Raw genomic sequence first — 20,225 nt, 5'->3', positions numbered from 1 at the left:
CCGAAGATGAATTTGTTGCAGAGATATTAAAAGACCAACCTTTTATACCATCATATTTTGGTTTTAATGTAGATTTAAATCGCGAGGGAGCTGAAAATGTTCAATCTGCTAAATTTAGAGTACCCCTTAAACTAAATGTGGAAAATATTGAAGATGAATTTCTTGTAGTTGATACCAGGAATGAGCAACTTTATAAGAAAAGCCATTTACCCTATAGTATCAACATAATGGCACGAAGTGAAAGTGATAAATTTGAGACCTGGCTGGGAGCTATCATTGAGCCTGAAGAACAATTTTATTTAGTGTTGGAAAGTATAGATAAGCTAGAGGAGATCCTTGAAAGGGTTGCTAAAATAGGTTATGAAAAACAATTAAAAGGAATTTTCACTTTATCTGAAGAGGTTTCAGGTTCCTCAGAGAAATTTGATATACTAGCTTTTGATAAAAATAAGGAAGATTATACGATCGTGGATATTCGGAATACTAGTGAGGTTTCAGAAGGAAAGATTTTTGAAAATGCATACCACATTCCTTTAAATGATCTTCGTAATAATTTAGGCGATCTTCCAAAAGATAAACCTATGGTGGTACACTGTGCCGGAGGATATCGTAGTGCTGCAGGCAGCAGTATACTGGAAAATGAAATTAATGAAGTTCCGGTTTTTGATCTGAGTGAGGATGTAAAGAAATATTCTTCCTAGTGAGCATGGATCTGGGGTTAAAGCAAAACTGGAAACAGTTTTCTTTACTGGTTCTAATAAATGCTTTTGTTGGAGGAATGGTTGGGCTGGAAAGAAGTATTTTTCCTCAATATGCTCAAGAAATATTTGGAATAGAATCCAACACAGCGATTCTGTCATTTATAACGGCCTTTGGAATTACCAAGGCCGTTACTAATTTAATGACCGGTAGATTTGCAAATAGGTTTGGAAGGAAAAATTTACTGGTCACCGGGTGGCTATTCGCACTTCCTATCCCTTTTGTTTTAATGTATGCGCCTTCTTGGGACTGGGTGATCATTGCCAATATTCTTTTGGGTATAAACCAGGGTTTAACATGGAGTAGCACGGTAGTTATGAAAATTGATCTTGTAGGAGAAAAGGATCGAGGATTGGCCATGGGTTTAAATGAGTTTTCAGGTTACCTAGCAGTCGGCGTAATTGCATTTTTATCTGGCTACGTAGCGAATACATATGGAATAACACCCTATCCTTTTTATATAGGTATTGCTATTTCTATTATAGGATTATTGATGAGCTATCTATTTATTAAAGATACTAGGTCCTTTGTAGCAATAGAGGAGAATAGTAATAATACTACTCCTTTAAAGAATGTTTTTTTAGAAACTACTTTTAGAAATAAGACCTTAAGCTCGGTAACTCAGGCAGGGTTGGTTAATAATTTAAATGACGGAATGATATGGGGCTTATTACCCATTATTCTTTTGCAGGCAGACTATGATTCGCAATCCATTGGTATAATTACGGCAGTTTATCCAACTGTCTGGGGAATAGGTCAATTATTTACGGGGAAGATGTCTGACGTTTATTCAAAAAAAGCTTTGCTGTTCTGGGGAATGTTCTTGCAGGGAATTGCTATCCTTATATTTCCATTTACAGAAGATTTCATATTTATGGTTACCATTGCTTTTCTATTAGGAGTTGGGACGGCTTTAGTATATCCAACTTTTTTATCTGCTATTGCCACAGCAACTAATCCCACCCAACGAGCTGAAAGTATTGGCGCTTTTAGATTCTGGAGAGACTCAGGTTATGCCATCGGAGCTGTTTTGTCTGGGATTATTGCTGACCTGCTTGGCGTTTCATTTGCTATTTCTATGATAGGTATGATTACTTTGTTTTCTGCAGTGGTAATTAAAGTACGAATGCCAGAGTATGAAGAAAGCAATTCTTACTAAGACAAATGATTTTAATTATATTTTCAGTGCGCTGAAATGAACTGCAATCTGTAACATTTGTTACTTGGCGCACATTTTCAATTCAATATCTTCGTTCAAAATTATATAACATGGAATGGATTTATGAGCCATGGCCCTGGTACGTTTCGGGTCCGTTAATTGCAGCAACAATGTTCGTGTTGCTATATACTGGTAAGCAGTTTGGAATGTCATCGAATCTCCGCACGATGTGTTCGGTAGGCGGCGCAGGTAAAGCTGCAGATTTTTTTAGGTTTGACTGGAAAAAAGAAAGATGGAACCTAATGGTGGTATTGGGAGCTGTATTAGGTGGATTTTTTGCATCTACGTTTTTATCTGATAATACAGTAAAAATTAATGAGCAATTAGCCGATAAATTAAGTAATGAGTATGGTATATCAAGTGCAGGAGAAGCTTATATGCCTGCCGAAATATTTGCTCTCGAGAATCTTGGAGATCCTCTTGTATTGTTTGTATTAATAGCTGGAGGTTTTATGGTTGGATTTGGTGCAAGGTATGCCGGTGGTTGTACTTCCGGTCATGCTATTTCCGGATTGAGCAACCTGCAAGTTCCTTCATTAATCGCCGTAATTGGTTTCTTTATTGGCGGCCTTATAATGATACATTTATTCTACCCATTAATATTTTAAAATAATGAAATATATAACTTACATCCTTATCGGATTCTTTTTTGGAGTAATCATGTACAAATCGGAAGCAGCTTCCTGGTTTAGGATATACGAAATGTTCGAATTTGGCTCTTTCCATATGTATGGTATTATTGCCTCAGCATTGTTACTCGGCATACTGGGTGTGCAATTCATTAAAAGAAATAATATTAAAGCCATGGGAGGTGAAGAAATGCAATTAAAACCTAAAGATAAGAGTGTGCCACGTTATTTAATAGGTGGTATTATTTTCGGGTTAGGTTGGGCTTTAGCTGGTGCCTGTCCTGGTCCCATGTATGTACTTGCCGGCTCTGGATATATATCTATTTTAATTGTTATTGCAGCTGCTTTGCTAGGTACGTTCGTCTATGGTCTGCTTCGGAATAGACTTCCTCATTAAAATCAGCTTCTATCATGAAAAAGGAACTTAATGATGCTTATTCCTTTGTTTTTGAAGAGGAATTGCTAAATGAAATTTTTGAAACGGGCGTCCTTAAATTTATACCTTCAGGAGAAGTTATTTTAGATGCCGAGGAGTACATTACCTCAATACCATTGTTACTGAATGGGGCTATAAAAATTTCACGGGTAGATAGCGATGGAGATGAATTATTACTTTATTTTCTAGAAAGAGGGGATACTTGTGCGGTGACTCTTACCTGCTGTTTAAATAGAAGCAAAAGTGATATAAAAGCGGTTACCGAAAAGGATACGAAATTAATTATGGTTCCTGTAGGAAAAATGGAGGAATGGATTGTAAAATATAAATCCTGGAGAACATTTGTTTTTCAGAGTTATAGTTTAAGACTTAAGGAAATGCTAGACGCTATAGACTCTGTAGCATTTTTTAGGATGGATAAAAGATTACTGCATTACCTCCGGGATAAGGCTAAAATCAATCAAAATGAAACCTTACAAATAACCCATCAGGAGATCGCTTACGACCTTCATACTTCTCGAGTGGTGATTTCAAGATTGCTTAAAACCCTCGAACTGGATGGCAAAATTTCATTACGTAGAAACAGTTTAGTGGTACTAGATTTATAATTATCTTTTCTATGTGTAACATTTGTTACCTTTTAAATCCTAAGCAATTTGTAAGTTTGTTTCAATGAGTACAAAAGCTCTTATATCATTATTTCTGATCCCTCTATTTTTAGGGAAGTTATTGATTGTAGATGCAAGTCTTATCAACCTGCTGTCCAAGGGGACAATTTCTTTTGTAAATCCTTACTGTGAAAAAAAAGCTTCGAATTCTGATAAGGAGAAGACGTATGAGTTCGTTCAAAATGTAGAGAACCAGAATCTGATGATTGAAGTAAGCAGTTTTTGTACTCCTCAATTCAATTTTAATATTTTTTCCTGGACGCCTAGATTATCGGAGGTGTTCCTCGAGAAAAATAGTATTTATTCTTCAAAATTAAGCTATCTGTATCTGGATAGTCATTCACCACCTCCAAAGTTAGTGTAGTTGAGATTTTAGTTTTTTGCAATGGTAAGTTATACCATTTCAGACCAAATTATCAATTACAATAACATACCTAATAACGAACAAAATTTTTATAAGTCGTCGTTCCATTCAGTTATTACGAATATTGGTTAGTGGCATTTTTCTGGTGGCAGGCAGCAATCATCTGCTCAACACTGAGAAAACGGTCCGCCGGCTTGAACAGGCCAGCTTCAAAGGTATCGCTTACTTATTTGGCGAACCAGAATGGCTTGTAATTCTCTCCGGAATCGTAATGCTGGCAGCAGGTTTTTTATTCCTTATTGGATATAAGACCCGATGGGCGGCAATCGTATTAATACTTGTATTACTACCCATAACCCTATCGGTACAGGTAGGACAAATAAACACACTGGGGCCTCTTTTTAAAAACATAGCAATACTGGGTGGCCTTCTGTTTTTTATAATAAATGATACAGATAAACTTTTTAAAACGAAATAATATGAAAACGATATTTTTTAGCAGCATCTTACTGATGCTTACATTATTTGCAGGAACTGAGGTAAATGCACAGCAGGACATGAAACATAACTATGTGGTACTCACCAAAAAAGTTCCGCAGTTACAGCCCATACTTATTACGGCTGAAAACTTGAAAAAAGAAGATGGAGAACATTTTGGGAAATTTGAAGTGATCATCTGTGGAAAAGAAATAGGTGATATAACCGACCCTGCCCAAATGGAAGAATTTATAGCCAGAGCTGAAAACCTGGGGGTTGAACTCGTAGCCTGCGGCTTTTCGTTGAATAAGTTCAAGGTGAATAAAGAGGAAGTCCCCAAGGAGATGAAAATTGTGGAGAACGGAATCCTGTACAATTTCCAACTTCAAAAAAAAGGATATAAAAGTTTAAGTCTGTAAGTATGAAAAAATTCAGAAGTAAATTACTGATCACTTTTGGTTTAATAGGAACCTTTATTATTATCATATCCTTTAAAACCGAAAAAACCCACAAAAGCAGTAATCAAACGGTCAAGGACACCTTAAGTATTACGGTGTTACAAACAGCCGATATACATGGGCAATTGGATACTCATCCTGAATTGTTCTGGGAAAATGAAGAAATTGTTTTTAAGAATAGAGGTGGCCTGGCCAATATAAAGACTCTTTTTGAAAGGGAACGTAAAATGAATCCGGGTAAAACACTTATCGTGGATGGGGGAGACCTTATTCAGGGAAGTGGTTATGCGGCTTTATCAGAAGGTAAAGTAATCCCCGATATTATTAAAAATATGGGCTATGATGTAATTATTCCCGGTAACTGGGAGGTGGTCTATGGCAAAGAAGTGATGCTGGATGTAATGAAAAACTATGATACAAAAGTTATCGCACATAACATGCATCACGAGGAAACTGGGGAGGATCTCTTTCCTCCTTATTGGATAAAAGAAATCGAAGGTGTTAGAATTGGTTTTGTAGGACTTAACGATCCTGATGTGCCGGTAAGACAAAATCCCATCTTTAGTCAAGGGATTGAGTTTAGCGGAATGGATGAGGAATTTACCAATACTCTTGAAAAATTAAAAAAGGAGAAAGAGGTAGATGTTCTTTTCCTTATAACTCATATTGGGATTTTTAAGCAGGTAGAACTTGCAAATAATCCATTGGCAGAGCCTGTAGATTATATTCTGGGAAATGACACTCACGAGCGAGTTCAGGAACTCATTCAGGGTAAATATGCTAAGGTTACGGAGCCCGGAGCTTTCGGCTCTTTTGTGGGTAAACTACAGTTAAATTTTGTCGATAATAAGCTTGTCAGTGATTCGTACGAACTTATAGAAGTAGATCCTGAAAAATTTCCGGCAGATGAAAGGATACAATCTCTGGTGGATCAAGCAAAGGAACCTTACAGGGAACATCTGGAAACCGTAATAGGATACACTACTGAACCATTGTACAGGTACTTAACCGTTGAGAATCCTATGGATAATATGATAACAGATGCAGCCAGGTGGAAAACCGGGGTAGATATAGCCATTTCCAATGGCTTCCGTTTCGGGAATCCCATCGTACCTGAAAACGGAGAGCCAGCTCCAATTACCCGGGCAAATCTTTGGAATCTTCTCCCTGTAAACGAAAAAGTAAAAACAGGGAAAGCTTCTGGTAAACAGATAAAAAACTGGCTGGAAACTGAAATGCATAATGCTTTTTCCCAGGATCCTACCGAACGTTTCGGAGGCTGGCTGGTAAGATTTTCAGGAATGAAGGTAGAATTTAATAGCCAGAACAATAAGGGAGATAGAATTCAAAAGATAACTATTAATGGAGAACCAATTCAGGATGAAAAACTTTATACGATTTCGGCCTGTGTGAGACCGGGAGATCCATTGAATAATTTATGCCGAATGCCTAATGTAAAAGATGTTGAAATAATGGATTATACCATTCATGACGTGGTTGAGGAATACCTAAAGGAAAATTCCCCTGTTTCTCCTGGCCTGGAAGGAAGAGCTTACTGTGAATATTTAGGAAAATATTCTTTTTCCACGGTACCAGGTACAGAATATAAATTTAATTAAATAGTATTATGAATAAGACAAAAAATAAAAGAAATAAAAAATGGCTGGAGTATCTCATTTTTGGTGCTATAGCCCTTGTATTATATGCCACCGGTTTACATACTGAGGTTATCGGGTTTGCGCAGAGAGGCTTACTTGAAACAGGATTGATGAATCCTGATGTTACGGAAACAAGAGAAATGGCACAAGCGAGTACATCTGGACCCGAATCTATGGAAAAAATTAGCGAAGATCCGAAAGCAAACATGAATGTTCAACTTCGTGATCCGGAAGGAAATATAGTTTCTTTATCTGAATTTAAAGGAAAAGTGATTTTTATGAATTTTTGGGCTACTTGGTGCCCACCTTGTGTAGCAGAGATGCCGGCCATTGATAAATTACATGAAGAAATGGGAGATGAAGTGGCCTTCGTTATGCTCTCCAGGGATCAGAATTTCGATACCGCGGTGGTATTCAAAGAAAAAAAGGATTACGGGCTGCCAATTTATGAATTGGCAGGGCCGTTGCCGGCGATGTATCAATCTTCAGCCTTGCCAACAACCTTTGTAATCGATGCTGAAGGAAATTTGGCACTTACGCATAAAGGAATGGCCGATTATAATACTGATGAATTCAAAAAATTTCTGAATAGTTTAAAATAAATTCAGAAGGTAATTAAGAGGTCATGACGATGTTTAGATTTATAATAGCTTTTATAATGCTGGCTGTGGGTACAAATACCTATGGTCAGCTTATGGAAGCGCCAGAGTGGAATGCAGAGATTTTAGAAGATACTTATATCCCAGGTGACACCGTCACCGCCAGATTCACGGCTAAAATAGCGGAAAACTGGTATATGTATTCCAGTGATTTTAGTAAGAACCTTGGGCCAACTGTCACCGAGTTTCATTTTGAAGACAAGCCTGAATTTAAGGTGGTAGGTGAAGTTAATCCCGTGGGAGCGAAAAGGAAGTATGATGAGCTTTATGAAGGAGAATACACGTATTTCACCCATGAAGCCGTTTTTGAACAGAGAATCATGATTAAGAACGTAGACCCGGTCATAAAAGCTGAAGCTTCTTACCAGATATGTTCTGATGTAAATGGGCAATGTATACCATTTACCAGTGAGATTTCTGTGACGAGTTTTAAAGAATCCCCTTCCGAAAAAAATAACGATGGAGAGGTATTTAAAATGGAAGCTTTTCAGAATGAATTTCAATCTAACACCAAATCTGAAGAAGGTTTTTCGTTTTTATTAGTATTCTTTTTTATTTCTTTTGGTGCTGGGCTGGCAGCTTTACTGACTCCTTGTGTATTTCCCATGATCCCAATGACGGTTACGTATTTTACAAAATCCAATGCAAGCCGGGCCAATGGAATAAACCAGGCTTTGCTATACGGTTTTTCAATTATCTTAATTTATACCTTGATAGGGACCGTTTTCTCTCTGTTGTTTGGAGCCGATTTTGCAAATTTTTTAAGTACTCACTGGATTCCTAATCTGTTTTTCTTTTTTATCTTCCTGCTGTTTGCGCTATCTTTTTTCGGCTTGTTTGAGATTCGATTACCCAATTCATTTGTAAATAAAATGGATGCTCACTCTAATAAGGGGGGTGTTTTGGGTATTTTCTTTATGGCTTTTACTCTGGTGTTGGTTGGTTTCAGCTGCACAGGCCCAATTGCGGGCACCATTCTTTTGCAGGCTGCAAATGGGGAAACCCTTAAACCACTTATTGGGATGCTAGGCTTCTCATTAGCATTTGCACTTCCATTTACATTATTCGCAATATTTCCCCATTGGTTAAAATCATTGCCGAAAAGTGGAGGCTGGCTTAATACTGTTAAGGTGATACTTGGTTTTATAGAATTAGCCCTGGCTCTTAAGTTTTTAAGTATCGTAGATCAGGTTTATCACTGGAATTTGCTTGACCGTGATATATACTTAGCCCTTTGGATCGTTATTTTCGCATTCCTCGGATTTTATTTATTAGGTAAAATTAAATTTCCACATGAAAAGAAAACCGAAAATACGTCGGTATACAGGGTCATTTCAGCCATTTTGGTTTTCACCTTCGTGGTTTACCTGATTCCCGGGTTGTTTGGAGCACCATTAAAACCATTAGCAGGATACTTGCCACCTATGAGCAGCCAGAATTTTGAAATGCAGGCTTCAGTTTCCCAAATAGGGAATGTAAGTGATAACAGTATCGCAAATTGCGGAACTCCTAAATATGATGAGCTTTTAGAATTACCTCATAATATCCAGGGATATTTTGATTATGAACAGGCTTTAGAATGTGCTCAAAAACAAAATAAACCTTTATTTATTGATTTTACAGGACATGGTTGCGTGAACTGTCGTGAAATGGAAGCCACTGTTTGGAGCGATCCCAGAGTACTAAAACGGTTAAAGAATGATTATGTAGTAGTGGCCTTGTATGTAGATGAGAAAACAGAATTACCGGAATCTGAGTGGTATGTATCTGCACATGATCAAAAAGTTAAAAAAACAATTGGTAAACAAAATTTGGATTTTATGATCCAAAAGCTCAATGCCAATGCCCAACCATATTATACACTGGTAGATAGTAAAGGATCTTTATTAAGCGCACCAAAAGGTTATGATCTGAATGTTGAAAATTTTGTTGAATTTTTGGACAATGGTATACAGGAATTCCAGGGAAGACAAGGAAATAGTATGGCTTCTTCCGGGATAATCCAGAGACAGAATGAATAGAACCTTAAATATTGAACAACTTATTATCCGTAAATATTGGATTCTTTAAAAAATGAATAACATGAAATTAAATATTTTATTTATAAACGATGTACATGGTTACATCGCTCCACATCCTGAGCTGTTTTATAATGAATCGGAGAGGTTGTAGAAACTGCTGGAGGCTATGCCCATATTGCCGGCTTTGTTGAGCAGGTGCGTAAGGAAAATCCAAATACATTGTTCTTTGATGGCGGAGATTCCCTACACGGTACAAAACCAGTGGTAGATTCCGGCGGCAAAGTGATGGTTCCCATTTTAAACGCTTTAAAACTTGATGCGCTTGTCGGACATTGGGACTTTGCCTATGGCCCAGATGTCTTAAAAGAAATAGATAGTCAGTTAAATTTTCCTGTCTTGGGCTGTAATGTATTTTCTGAAGATGGCTCAAATTTCATGCAACCCACAGCCTTGTTTGAGAAAGAGAATCTCAAAATTGGGGTGATTGGTATTTGCTCAATGATTGTAGATAAAGTAATGCCAACTGAGATGAGTAAAGGCCTGAAGTTTACTTCTGGTTTGGATGAAATACCAGAACATATAAAAGATTTAAAAGCCAAAGGATCTGATATGATTATCCTGCTTTCCCATAATGGATTTCCACAGGATGTGGAACTATTGCAAAAAGTGGAAGGTATAGATATCTGTTTGAGTGCCCATACCCATAACAGAATTTACACACCAATTGAGATCAATGGTGCAAGAATAGTACAGTGCGGATGTCATGGTGCATTTATAGGTAATTTCACCATCGAAGTTGAGGATAAAGAAATTAAATATTATGATTATGAGTTGGTTAGGGTTAATGCTTCTTTACCAATAGATCCAGAGATGGATGCAATGGTTCAGGACATTTTGAAACCATACACTAAGATGAGAACAGTTGCTATTGGTACTACCAGCAAGATTTTACATAGATACAGCACTACAAACTCTACCATGGATGAATTACTCCTCAGGGCAATTGCCAGTAGTACAGACACTGAAATTGCATTTTCTAATGGCTGGCGTTACGGAGCACCCATTCCAAAAGGAAACATCACTGAGGATCACCTATATAATATTGCCCCAATGAACCCTCCTGTTTCAACTGTAGAACTTACAGGAGTAGAAATAAAAGAGATGTTAGAAGAAAATCTGGAACGTAGCTTTTCCTGTAATCCCTTAGGTCAAATGGGAGGATATGTAAAACGTTGTTTAGGGCTACAAGTAAATCTTCGAATTGAAAATCCTAAAGGACATCGTATACAGGAAATATACTATAAAGGAAGACATATTGATTTTGAAAAAACCTATAAGGTCAGCTTCGTTACAACTCAGGGTGTAGCTAGTAAGTATGGTAAGAATCGAAAAAAGTACGATATAAATGCTGTGGAGGCGATGAAGGACTATCTAAAGGAAAATTCAAATTTTGCACCAGGTAATAAAGAAAGCTTCAGATTAGTATAATCAATAGTTACATCAAAACAAACCTCAAACACCTTTAGAATACTAATTTTATTTACATAAGTATTTTTATAATTCACTGTAAAACAACTTTTTAAGTTTAAATATTGTGTTTCAATGACCCTTTCTTTTTTCTTTTACAAAAACTCGACTTTTAATAGAGCAATATCTCTTTTAATTTTTTTGAAGTTCTGCTTATCCTCGAACCTTTTAGCTGCACAAGAAAATAAGGTTCATTTCAGTTCATGGAATAATATTAATATAAATCTAGAACTAGAGAAGAATTTATCGCTAAAAAACGAAATTAAATTTCGTAGAACGAATTTTATAGAAACCTGGCAACAATTTCTTATCCGGCCAGCAATATTATATAGTATTAAGCCGGATATTCAGCTTGGGTTGGGAGTAACCTACAGTAAAAATTATCAATCATTGGAATTAGATGTTCCCATAGATAATTCAGAAAAAAATATATGGCAGCAAATCCTATTTAAGCAGGGATTCGAAAATTTTATGATTTTTCACCGGTTTAGGTTGGAAGAACGGTTTAAGGAAAATATTATTGAAGATGGGGGAAGTTATCTGGTGAAGGGGTATAATTACAAAAACCGTCTTAGATATCGGTTTACAATTAAAATCCCTGTGGGAAACGAAAAAATATTTGAATATATAGCATTGCGATTTAAGGAAGAAATTCTGATGAAAACCAATAAAAGTTTTATTCCAAAAACTATAGATGAAAATCGTTTGTTTCTGGGTTATGATATTCAAATATCCGAAAAATTAACGTTCTCCTCCGGGTACTTATACAGTTATAGTTTTGATAGTCTAAAAGATTCTCAAACATCTAATAATATTTTAGAGACTACTCTGAAATACACCTTATAAATGGAAAAATATTAACAATCTTTCTTGGTCAAGATTCTATGAAATTAAGGGATGAGTGCATAACCTTTCAATTGATAATGAGGCAATACAGTTAAAGCGGATAGTGCCATTTCAGTATAGGCATTCATATCTTCTTTTTTTATCTTTCTCGAAGCCATGGCCTGGCCACAAACAAAAACTGTTACCCCGTTTTCTTTTAAAAGCTTTAATAATTCCATATTAGGGTTCTGTGTTTTAAATCTCTTTTTGTATTCTTCATGGGATAGGATAGCATAAGTCGCCTCTCCATGTATAACCCCAACAATATCTATCTTTTTATGAGCTACATTTCCTGCTTTTAATAAATTGAGGGTTCGCGCGATTTTCCATAATCCTACATTAACACCTTCTTTCTCCTTTTCATTTTCAATATTAAAAATCATTTTATACGTAAGGGAAGTATCCGGTAATTCGGCAACCTTTTCATAATATTTGATTTGTCCATAACCTTCTATCGCAGGTGTTTGCCATTCTTGAGCATTCAATTGAAAACTGATAGTAAGCGCCACTAGGAGTATGAATATATTTTTCATCTAAATCTTCATTAACAAGAGTGATTATTTGACCACAGTAACTTCTCCCATGTTTTGAGGAAATTCAATTTTTGTCATTTCTCTGAATTCATCTAAAATAAACTCAGTAAGGACAACCTTAGTTTTATGAATATTAGTACCCTTAGCAAATTCAACATAATTATGAATCCCGCTGAGCATACCAGAATGTGTGGACACCTTATATATCTCGCTATCTACAATAGGCTGATTTTTAATTTTAATTTCCGAGACCCGGTCTCCTATTGTTTTAGATAAGTCTATATGATAATGTATACCCGATGACTGTATAAGGCCTCCAACGACCTCCATTTTATTCTCTGGCTTTAAATTAGCTGCAGTTTGTTCTAAAGTTTTTCGAATCTGCGATCCAGTCATTTCCAGAGTAACAATCTTCGCAGGGTGAGGGAGAAGCTTGTAGATGTTTTCACTTGTTATGTCTTCTTTCAAAGAAATACCATATCCAACTCCAGGAAGAAAAGCCACGTCTGTGTTGTACTCTTCTTTCATTATAATAGTTACAACTTTGTCAAAAGGGCTTTCAGATTTGTATTGCCTTCCAATCACCGTATCAGTTCGGGTTATATTTTCTTCCAGCTTCGTTAAATATGGTGCTCGTAGTTTTTGGATTAGTTGTTCTAAATTCTGATCTGCGGTATATTTGTCATGCCATAAATAATGATATTGTGTATTGATACCCGTTAATTTTTTATTTGAAACAAGTAACACGGTTTCTCCCAATACAGCAGCATCAGATAAGGCCTGAACTATATAAGTCTGATTTATTTTTATAGGTGGTTCAATAATATCATGACTGTGAGCTCCAATAATTAAATCTATCCCACTTATTTTTTCAGCAATAATTTTATCTACAGCCATACCTTCGTGAGAAAGTAAAATAACAATATCGGCTTTTGATTTTAATTCGGGGAGATATTTTTCAATGGCTTCCAGGCCGCTGGTGAATTTCAGACCTTGAATATTCTTTGGGTTACCTGTTAAAGGAGTATTTCGATATCCTACTGGAAGGACACCTATTTTCAAACCATCTCTTTTGAACAATATGTAAGGTTCTTTAAAAATAGGCTTACCTGTCTCCTGATCTATAATATTTGCTGCACGCATAGGGAAATTAGCCATTTTTTCTAACTCTCGTGTTCTTTTTAGGCTATAGTCGAAATCATGGTTTCCCAAAGCCATCAGGTCATAATCTAATTCGTTCATCATACGAATCATCGCTTCTCCTTTAGTCAAATTACCTAACTGGTCATCACTGAATGTATCCCCGCCATCAAGCAGAATTACATTTTCCGTCCCTTTTTTCTGTCTAATCGATTTGACGGCTGTTGCCATCCACGCCATTCCTCCAATTTCGCCCAATTTTTTAAACCTCATAGGGTTATCAATGGAATCTCCGGTTTGAGCGGTAGCATTATCTAAAGTTGTTTGAAAAGGCATATAGGAGCCATGTATATCATTAGTGTGCAATACTGAAACTCGTTTGTTTATATCCGGCTTTTCAGCATTCATCGTACTTGTATCATTAGTTGTTTTACAACTATTAAAGAAAAGGGGAAATGATATTAATAGGAGAACAGATAACTTAAGTTGTGACATTTTATTCATTTGAAATTTCCTTAAAACTATCAAATATAAAACCTCTTTGACTAAACTTATGCAACATTTGTTACGTAGGTTTTTAATGGTATACTATATGTTTGAAAACCATAATATTCTCAAAAGTAATTTAAATTGAGTGATTTAAATATTTCAATATGAAGGATTTTAGATCTTTAATAAAATCCATTGCTTATTTTTTTTGTTCCTTAATTGTACTTATAGTTGTATTGTTCTCGGGCGTATTACTATTTGAATTTAATCCTTCTTTATTTGTTAAAACTGAAATTTCTGCGAAAGACTGGAAACCCAAAGATATAGAAGCAGAATTAGCCTCAGGTTTTATGCCTTCGGATGTAAAATATGGCTATCAACTTATTGCAGAATCACCGAAGTACATGGGGCCTATGGCCGAAGATCCTGATATGCGTTATGCAGGAAATAACCTGGCTTGTGTAAATTGCCATTTGAAAGCAGGTACACAGGTGGGATCAGCATCATGGATAGGAGTTACGGATCGTTTTCCACAATTCCGGGGAAGATCAAATAGTGAAGGAACCATTGAAGACAGGATCAACGGCTGCATGCAACGTAGTATGGATGGGGATAAACTCCGTGTTCTATCCAGGGAAATGAAATCGATTGTAGCTTATATGGAATGGCTGGGTGAAGGTTTGCCAAAGGAAAGAGAAAAAGAATTTAAAGGTTTTCCTAAAATTTCCATTCCTGAAGTTGCGGTTGATCTGGAAAAAGGAAAAGCATTATTTTCTAAAGAATGTACCGTTTGCCATGGTGAAAATGGAAAGGGGCAACGTTTTACAGATTCTACCAAGGGGTATAAATATCCACCTCTTTGGGGGGCAGACAGTTATAATAATGGTGCAGGGATGCATCGGGTAATTACCGCCGCCCAATTTATCAAAGGGAATATGCCATTCGGACAGGCAACATGGGATAATCCAAAATTAACCGATGAAGAGGCCTACCATTTGGCTGGGTACATCAATATTTTTGAGCGCCCTCGAAAAAGTAATCTGGAAAAGGATTATCCAGATTTAAAATTAAAACCAGTTTCAACCCCGTACGGCCCTTGGGCAGACGATTTTTCAGCAGATCAACATAAAAACGGACCCTTTCCAACTATTATTAAATATTACAAATTGGAATACGGTATAACAAAAAGCAAATGACAATAATAATTTCTTCTTCAAAACTAATAGCTTTCTTATACCACAAGTTTTAATTTTCCAGGAAGTTAAAGAAGAAAAAGCCGTAGTATACTCAGTGGTCAATTACGATCTTATCGTATGAATATTTCTAATAAAGGCAATTGGTAAACTCTGAAGAAAGGAGAATGATTCCGAGTCCAAGGAATACGTTATCAATTTGAAGCTGATGATAACATCTTTTTCCGGACAGGAATATTTAATGCGGTGGCGCCTAGGTCTACGGGGAATTTTATGTATTGGAGAAAGTATAGGTACGTATGCCGTGGGCAGGGACTGGACCGGAAATCCAGCTAATTCCTCGAATATCCTTGGAGTAAAAGTAAAATGACAAAAAACTCCCTTACTCAGTTTATTTTTCCACGAGAATGGGGTAGAGATTTTTTATTCAGTTTTCAGAAGAGGGAGCGGAGTGAAGGCTCTGCAAATAATCATGCCTTAATTATGTATTATGATGATACGTCTATATTGGGAGAGCCTGAGTCAGAAATAAATACAGTACTCAGTGTAGGACACCCATAGAAAAATCCTTAGTTTTGAATCCAAAATTAAATAAGTGTGTAGTGCCAGATTATACGCATATCAATTTTGATTTATTTTTGTCATTTAAGCAATTGAAGAACCTAAAACCGGAACTCTTGTTTATATCTAAATTCAATTGGGGATTTTCCTAATACCCCCAATTTTTACTTGAATAAAATAGACCTATTTCATGTAGCTTTAATCCTAAGCTATAGCTTTTAGAAAATTAGGTTTTTGATTACAGTAATTGAATTAAACTATCAGTATACTATAAATTTACCATAAGAATAATAGTTCATAATTTCATTCCTGGCTGTTCAACTTCCGATAAAATACCCTTTAAGGTTTCAGTAGTTTTTTGTGCAATTTGGGTTAGTTCTTTGGACGGGGACCAGGTAATACCGGTATCTTCAATCGAAACTTCAACTATACCTCGTTCAACCTCCTTTACAGTTACAGAACAAGGCAGAAAAATACCGGTTTGTGGATCTTTTGAAATTGCACTGGAAGCCGTCTCCGGATTACAAACCGATAGTATAACCTGTGAGGGCATATCTTTTAAGTGGTCTTTTAAATAATCTTTTAGGTTTAATTCAAAAAGAATATCAAATTCCCTTCTTTTTAATGCTCCCTTTACGTTATCTAAAATTTCAGCAAATGGCTGGGAACCATACCGCTGGCTTATACAATAAGCAGTATGCTGGCTTTCAGTATAATTCTGGTTTTCAATTCCTTTCTTTTTGGCTGGATTTTTTCTCTCCATCTTTGTATAATTGAAAAATTATAGCCTGGCTATTACTTGCTTTAACTTATCTCCAATTTCTGTGGCGACCTGTTCCAAGTCTTTGTTTTTTACCGCCTGCATAGATGCCATTGGATTTACCGCAGCGACTTCAATTTTTCCATTTCCCATTTCCTGGACAATAACATTACAAGGTAACATGGTGCCAATCTTATCTTCTGCTTTCAATGCTTTGTGAGCATAAGGGGCATTGCAGGCTCCCAGAATACGATACTTTTTAAAATCGATATCCAGTTTTTTCTTCAGGGTTTCGGTGACATTTATTTCAGTTAGTACCCCAAAACCTTCTTTTTCCAGTTCATCTGTAACTTTTTCAATTACTTCTTCAAATTCTCCCGTAATAGTCTTGTTAAAATAATATTCCATAACTGATATTTTTTTATTCCTTATAAAGATAAGAAGATATAAAAACTCTTAACGTAACGATTGTTACATAAAATTGAGGAATTTTCAAGTGTAACAAAAAGTACATAAAATTGTATATAGCGATATTCTGGTGATAATTTTTTGAGGGAAAATTATCACGTTGGATTTTGCCTACTTATCGGCTATAAAACCCGGTGGGTAACGTTAACTCTGGCCGCAGTGATATTACTAATTACTTTAACCCTCCAGGTAGGACAGATTCAAAATTTTCAGCTGCAATAGAACGGTTAATTTAGTATAGAGCTCTAAGTAGCCAGTAAGTTAATTAGTTGAAGTATAAACCATAGAAGCTAAGATTCTTATGGTTTATTTTATTTTCCCCTAAATCTCTGTGATAAATTATTACTTTTGTAATCAGTGCAAATACAAAATCAAATAAAAGCCTTATTCCTTCTAGGTATATTCATGCTGATGTCTTTTCATCAGGTAATACCTCATGCACATCATGAACATGAGGAGGAGAAGAACGAGGTTGCACACCAGCATTCCGGTGAAGATCATCACCACGAAAAGAAAAAGGAAGATAAGCGAGGCGGATTCCTGTCTTATCTGCTGGCCATTCATTCTCATATGAGTACTTCCAATGAAATTCCGGTTATTAAGGAATATTCTGAGGATGTCAGGGTTCAAAAGTCTGAGAATAAAAAGAAAGCTTCAAATAAATACTATTCAGAGAGTTGGGTTTTAACTGATCAGGATTCAGAAAATTTTGAAATTTATCAGCCTCCCAACGAATATTTTAATCCCTATTTATCTTTACTCTCACTTCGGGGACCGCCCGAATTAGTTTGATCCACTAGTCAGGCCACTTTTTATATTAGCTGGCCGACCTTTTCATATAGATTAAACTAAAATCAAAATTTATGTACATAAATATAGTTTCCGCTGTATGCGGAATACTAATCTCTATGGGCTCATTCGCCCAGGATGCCGGTATGGATGGTATTTTGCAGCAGATAAGCCAGAATAACAGGCAACTCAAGGCATATCAGTCGTATATGGCAAGTCAGAATCTAGGTAATAAGTCAGAGAATAATTTGCAGGATCCACAGGTTTCAGCCTTTTATCTTCCATTCGGTGAGCATCAAACCGGTGATTATACTGAATATCAGGTTTCTCAGCAATTTGAGTTTCCTACAGTTTATGGAGCGCGGAGTAAGCGAATTGATAAGCAAAAGGAATTGCTGGAACTGGAGTACGAGACGCTACGTCAGGAAATATTACTGAATGCCAAAAAGCAGCTTCTAGAACTGCAGACCCTGCAGAAACGAAAAGAGCTGGAGGAAAAAAGAGTAGAGCAGGCCAAACAGGTGTATAATCAAATTCAACGTTTATTCGACGCAGAACAAATCGGTATCCTGGAACTGAATAAAGCCAAAGTAGCCTGGTTACAGGAGCAGTTTGAACTGGATCAGGTCAAGATCAGGATCAGGAACACTCTTTTGGTTCTTCAGAAATTGAATGGAGGAAATGCTGTTGACGTAAATCAAGTCCAACTTTTCGAAGATCCTGAACTGGCTGCATTGAAAACGCTTTGGGAAGAAAAGCTTTCCGAAGATGCCGAAATTCAGCAGTTAAAAGCTCGAGAGAATCTTGCCCAGCAGCAGGTAAAACTGGAAAAGAATAAGATTCTTCCAGATCTAAGCATTGGGTATAATTACCAGGGAGTGAATTCTAGCAATTATTCAGGATTTCTGGGCGGATTATCCATCCCGCTATGGAACAGCAAGAATAAGGTGAAAGCTGCCGAAGCGAATCTGGATTATACTCAGGCAAATACCGGTGCTGAAACGGCTGAACTATACACCCGATTTCAGGAAGACTATCAGCAATATCAATTATTAAAGAAAAAATATCAGGAATACCAGAAGACTTTTCAGGATCTGAATTCCGAAGAACTTTTATTTAAAGCTTATGAACTGGGGGAATATTCATTTCTGGATTATTACCGGGAAGTGGAGTTCTACCGGCAGGCTTATAACAATATGCTGGAGATGGAAAAAGAACTCCTTCAGCTTAGAGCAACACTTTTAAAACATCAATTATAATTTAAATTAAATAATATGAATTTCAAGAATTTAATTTTCGTAGCAATATTATTATTTGGTTTTTCAGCTTGTAGAGATACAGCAAAAGAAGACCACGGCCATGAACATGAAGAAGGAGCGGAAGCTCACGCCCACGAGGAAGAAGAGCATGGTCATCCACATGATGGAGACGGTAATCATATGGAACAGGAAGAATTCAAAGTTGGTGAAGATTCACTCGATATGCATGAGGATTCTGATCACCATACGCATGATGACGGAACGGAACATGAGGATCATTAAAAATCAATATTAGACATGAAATATATTTATATAGTATGTATCTCGCTTTTCCTTTTTTCCTGCGGAAATAACGAGGAGGAAGACCATGCGCATGATGCAGAAGGAAATCACGTAGGCTCAGAAGTACCTGCGATCAGCAAAACCATCTGGACAGACCAGACGGAGCTTTTCGTTGAATTTCCGGCTTTAGTGGAAGGGAAAACCAGCAAATTTGCCGCCCATTTTACTGTTCTGGATAAACACCAGCCAATTCGAAAGGGTTCGGTTACGGTAAGTCTTATTCAGGGAGATAGCGGAATTCGGCATAAGGTAGACTCACCTTCCTCTCCGGGAATTTTTTCACCCGCTTTACAACCTAAAGAACCGGGAATTTATGATCTCGTTTTTGATTTGAATACTCCTGAGTATTCAGACAGAATTGTGATAAAAGATGTTCAGGTTTATACCTCGGCTGAAGAAGCTTCAGAAAATATAGTGGAAGCAGAAGATTCCGGCATTAGCTTTTTAAAGGAGCAGGCCTGGAAAATCGATTTTCAAACAGAACCTGTTACAGATGGTGAAGTTTATGACATTGTGCATACATCAGGTATATGGCAGGCCGCTCCGGGAACATATAAATCTCTTGCAGCAGGAGCTAATGGAATGGTGAATTTTGCTTTAGATAACTTAACGGAAGGTACCGAGGTGAAAAAAGGTCAGCTGTTGATGACTTTGAGCAGCGAAGGCCTTTCGTCCAATAATATTCAGGCGGAGATAGCCCAGGCCAAAGCCAGATATGATCAGGCGAAAGCTGAATATGAGCGGAAAAAGGAGCTTTATGAGGATAAGATTGTCCCCAAAGCGGAATTTGAAAGGGTAGAAAGCAACTTTCGGGTAGCCGAATCAAATTACCGTGCGCTTGCTTCCAATTACGGAGCAGGCGGGAAGCAAATCCGTGCTCCATTTGACGGATTTATAAAATCCATCAGCACCTCAAACGGGGATTATGTAG

The 20,225-nt window shown here is 36.8% G+C and carries 23 protein-coding genes; 19 read left to right on the top strand and 4 right to left on the bottom strand.

The features are described from left to right. The 13 genes from Q1K34_RS16860 to Q1K34_RS16800 all read left to right on the top strand — a co-directional run. On the top strand, positions 1–701 hold a 701-nt coding region (locus Q1K34_RS16860; protein WP_300441567.1), incomplete at its 5' end, for a rhodanese-like domain-containing protein. 5 nt (positions 702–706) lie between these two features. After that, the gene (locus Q1K34_RS16855; RefSeq protein ID WP_300441572.1) at positions 707–1,918 is read left to right on the top strand and encodes an MFS transporter; all 1,212 of its coding nucleotides are present in this window, start codon (positions 707–709) and stop codon (positions 1,916–1,918) included. Positions 1,919–2,028: 110 nt separating this feature from the next. Continuing rightward, complete coding sequence (locus Q1K34_RS16850) at positions 2,029–2,586, top strand: YeeE/YedE thiosulfate transporter family protein (RefSeq protein ID WP_300441564.1); 558 nt, start codon at positions 2,029–2,031, stop codon at positions 2,584–2,586. A gap of 4 nt (positions 2,587–2,590) precedes the next feature. Then, the gene (locus Q1K34_RS16845) at positions 2,591–3,004 is read left to right on the top strand and encodes a DUF6691 family protein (protein WP_300441561.1); all 414 of its coding nucleotides are present in this window, start codon (positions 2,591–2,593) and stop codon (positions 3,002–3,004) included. Positions 3,005–3,018: 14 nt separating this feature from the next. Beyond that, entirely contained in the window at positions 3,019–3,651 is a 633-nt protein-coding gene (locus tag Q1K34_RS16840; RefSeq protein WP_300441557.1) for a Crp/Fnr family transcriptional regulator, read from the top strand. A 64-nt stretch (positions 3,652–3,715) separates the two neighbouring features. Then, positions 3,716–4,075, top strand: a complete 360-nt coding sequence (locus Q1K34_RS16835) for a hypothetical protein (RefSeq protein ID WP_300441554.1) — start codon at positions 3,716–3,718, stop codon at positions 4,073–4,075. 73 nt (positions 4,076–4,148) lie between these two features. Beyond that, complete coding sequence (locus Q1K34_RS16830; protein ID WP_037321872.1) at positions 4,149–4,553, top strand: DoxX family protein; 405 nt, start codon at positions 4,149–4,151, stop codon at positions 4,551–4,553. Between the two features lies 1 nt (position 4,554). Then, positions 4,555–4,971, top strand: coding sequence for a sulfur reduction protein DsrE (locus tag Q1K34_RS16825; RefSeq protein WP_037321871.1), 417 nt, complete (start codon positions 4,555–4,557; stop codon positions 4,969–4,971). Between the two features lie 2 nt (positions 4,972–4,973). Then, entirely contained in the window at positions 4,974–6,629 is a 1,656-nt protein-coding gene (locus Q1K34_RS16820; RefSeq protein ID WP_300441548.1) for a 5'-nucleotidase C-terminal domain-containing protein, read from the top strand. Positions 6,630–6,637: 8 nt separating this feature from the next. Beyond that, the gene (locus tag Q1K34_RS16815) at positions 6,638–7,270 is read left to right on the top strand and encodes a TlpA disulfide reductase family protein (protein ID WP_300441545.1); all 633 of its coding nucleotides are present in this window, start codon (positions 6,638–6,640) and stop codon (positions 7,268–7,270) included. A 23-nt stretch (positions 7,271–7,293) separates the two neighbouring features. Next, positions 7,294–9,348 carry a thioredoxin family protein gene (locus Q1K34_RS16810; RefSeq protein ID WP_300441542.1) on the top strand — a complete coding sequence of 685 codons (2,055 nt, stop codon included), beginning with the start codon at positions 7,294–7,296 and terminating at the stop codon, positions 9,346–9,348. 195 nt (positions 9,349–9,543) lie between these two features. After that, positions 9,544–10,836, top strand: a complete 1,293-nt coding sequence (locus Q1K34_RS16805; protein ID WP_300441539.1) for a bifunctional metallophosphatase/5'-nucleotidase — start codon at positions 9,544–9,546, stop codon at positions 10,834–10,836. Positions 10,837–10,950: 114 nt separating this feature from the next. Next, the gene (locus tag Q1K34_RS16800) at positions 10,951–11,721 is read left to right on the top strand and encodes a DUF2490 domain-containing protein (RefSeq protein WP_243870495.1); all 771 of its coding nucleotides are present in this window, start codon (positions 10,951–10,953) and stop codon (positions 11,719–11,721) included. A gap of 44 nt (positions 11,722–11,765) precedes the next feature. On the opposite strand, the gene Q1K34_RS16795 is transcribed toward Q1K34_RS16800, so the two are convergent. Further along, positions 11,766–12,293, bottom strand: coding sequence for a DsrE family protein (locus Q1K34_RS16795; protein ID WP_300441533.1), 528 nt, complete (start codon positions 12,291–12,293; stop codon positions 11,766–11,768). A 24-nt stretch (positions 12,294–12,317) separates the two neighbouring features. Beyond that, a complete protein-coding gene (locus tag Q1K34_RS16790) occupies positions 12,318–13,928 on the bottom strand; it encodes a bifunctional UDP-sugar hydrolase/5'-nucleotidase (RefSeq protein WP_300441530.1) in 1,611 nt (536 codons plus the stop codon). A gap of 158 nt (positions 13,929–14,086) precedes the next feature. Between Q1K34_RS16790 and Q1K34_RS16785 the strand changes: the two genes are divergently transcribed. Next, entirely contained in the window at positions 14,087–15,118 is a 1,032-nt protein-coding gene (locus Q1K34_RS16785) for a c-type cytochrome (RefSeq protein ID WP_300441527.1), read from the top strand. Positions 15,119–15,323: 205 nt separating this feature from the next. Further along, positions 15,324–15,485 carry a hypothetical protein gene (locus tag Q1K34_RS16780; protein ID WP_300441525.1) on the top strand — a complete coding sequence of 54 codons (162 nt, stop codon included), beginning with the start codon at positions 15,324–15,326 and terminating at the stop codon, positions 15,483–15,485. A 486-nt stretch (positions 15,486–15,971) separates the two neighbouring features. On the opposite strand, the gene Q1K34_RS16775 is transcribed toward Q1K34_RS16780, so the two are convergent. Beyond that, positions 15,972–16,439 (bottom strand): DUF302 domain-containing protein, encoded by a 468-nt coding sequence (locus Q1K34_RS16775; protein WP_300441522.1) that lies wholly within the window; start codon positions 16,437–16,439, stop codon positions 15,972–15,974. Positions 16,440–16,457: 18 nt separating this feature from the next. Next, complete coding sequence (locus Q1K34_RS16770; RefSeq protein ID WP_041250033.1) at positions 16,458–16,844, bottom strand: DUF302 domain-containing protein; 387 nt, start codon at positions 16,842–16,844, stop codon at positions 16,458–16,460. A gap of 471 nt (positions 16,845–17,315) precedes the next feature. Between Q1K34_RS16770 and Q1K34_RS16765 the strand changes: the two genes are divergently transcribed. The 4 genes from Q1K34_RS16765 to Q1K34_RS16750 form a co-directional block, all read left to right on the top strand. Next, positions 17,316–17,696: a hypothetical protein gene (locus tag Q1K34_RS16765; RefSeq protein WP_300441518.1), complete on the top strand. Its 381-nt coding sequence runs from the start codon at positions 17,316–17,318 to the stop codon at positions 17,694–17,696. Between the two features lie 71 nt (positions 17,697–17,767). Beyond that, complete coding sequence (locus tag Q1K34_RS16760) at positions 17,768–18,952, top strand: TolC family protein (RefSeq protein ID WP_300441515.1); 1,185 nt, start codon at positions 17,768–17,770, stop codon at positions 18,950–18,952. Positions 18,953–18,967: 15 nt separating this feature from the next. Then, complete coding sequence (locus tag Q1K34_RS16755) at positions 18,968–19,234, top strand: hypothetical protein (RefSeq protein ID WP_300441512.1); 267 nt, start codon at positions 18,968–18,970, stop codon at positions 19,232–19,234. A gap of 15 nt (positions 19,235–19,249) precedes the next feature. After that, the coding region (locus Q1K34_RS16750) for an efflux RND transporter periplasmic adaptor subunit (protein ID WP_300441510.1) at positions 19,250–20,225 on the top strand (976 nt) is incomplete at its 3' end.

This window comes from Christiangramia sp., from assembly GCF_029937855.1.
Taxonomy (GTDB): Bacteria; Bacteroidota; Bacteroidia; order Flavobacteriales; family Flavobacteriaceae; genus Christiangramia.
The sequence above is the reverse complement of the archived record's forward strand: the minus strand, read 5'-3'. Positions and strand labels throughout refer to the sequence as shown.

Bases quoted from the DNA above. Each gene is read 5' to 3' on its own strand.
- Q1K34_RS16825 (WP_037321871.1), top strand. From the start codon at position 4,555: ATGAAAACGATATTTTTTAGCAGCATCTTACTGATGCTTACATTATTT.
- Q1K34_RS16795 (WP_300441533.1), bottom strand. From the start codon at position 12,293: ATGAAAAATATATTCATACTCCTAGTGGCGCTTACTATCAGTTTTCAA.
- Q1K34_RS16775 (WP_300441522.1), bottom strand. From the start codon at position 16,439: ATGGAGAGAAAAAATCCAGCCAAAAAGAAAGGAATTGAAAACCAGAAT.
- Q1K34_RS16810 (WP_300441542.1), top strand. From the start codon at position 7,294: ATGACGATGTTTAGATTTATAATAGCTTTTATAATGCTGGCTGTGGGT.
- Q1K34_RS16840 (WP_300441557.1), top strand. From the start codon at position 3,019: ATGAAAAAGGAACTTAATGATGCTTATTCCTTTGTTTTTGAAGAGGAA.
- Q1K34_RS16765 (WP_300441518.1), top strand. From the start codon at position 17,316: ATGTCTTTTCATCAGGTAATACCTCATGCACATCATGAACATGAGGAG.
- Q1K34_RS16835 (WP_300441554.1), top strand. From the start codon at position 3,716: ATGAGTACAAAAGCTCTTATATCATTATTTCTGATCCCTCTATTTTTA.
- Q1K34_RS16760 (WP_300441515.1), top strand. From the start codon at position 17,768: ATGTACATAAATATAGTTTCCGCTGTATGCGGAATACTAATCTCTATG.
- Q1K34_RS16850 (WP_300441564.1), top strand. From the start codon at position 2,029: ATGGAATGGATTTATGAGCCATGGCCCTGGTACGTTTCGGGTCCGTTA.
- Q1K34_RS16790 (WP_300441530.1), bottom strand. From the start codon at position 13,928: ATGTCACAACTTAAGTTATCTGTTCTCCTATTAATATCATTTCCCCTT.
- Q1K34_RS16845 (WP_300441561.1), top strand. From the start codon at position 2,591: ATGAAATATATAACTTACATCCTTATCGGATTCTTTTTTGGAGTAATC.
- Q1K34_RS16820 (WP_300441548.1), top strand. From the start codon at position 4,974: ATGAAAAAATTCAGAAGTAAATTACTGATCACTTTTGGTTTAATAGGA.
- Q1K34_RS16770 (WP_041250033.1), bottom strand. From the start codon at position 16,844: ATGGAATATTATTTTAACAAGACTATTACGGGAGAATTTGAAGAAGTA.
- Q1K34_RS16785 (WP_300441527.1), top strand. From the start codon at position 14,087: ATGAAGGATTTTAGATCTTTAATAAAATCCATTGCTTATTTTTTTTGT.
- Q1K34_RS16815 (WP_300441545.1), top strand. From the start codon at position 6,638: ATGAATAAGACAAAAAATAAAAGAAATAAAAAATGGCTGGAGTATCTC.
- Q1K34_RS16780 (WP_300441525.1), top strand. From the start codon at position 15,324: ATGATAACATCTTTTTCCGGACAGGAATATTTAATGCGGTGGCGCCTA.
- Q1K34_RS16855 (WP_300441572.1), top strand. From the start codon at position 707: ATGGATCTGGGGTTAAAGCAAAACTGGAAACAGTTTTCTTTACTGGTT.
- Q1K34_RS16755 (WP_300441512.1), top strand. From the start codon at position 18,968: ATGAATTTCAAGAATTTAATTTTCGTAGCAATATTATTATTTGGTTTT.
- Q1K34_RS16800 (WP_243870495.1), top strand. From the start codon at position 10,951: ATGACCCTTTCTTTTTTCTTTTACAAAAACTCGACTTTTAATAGAGCA.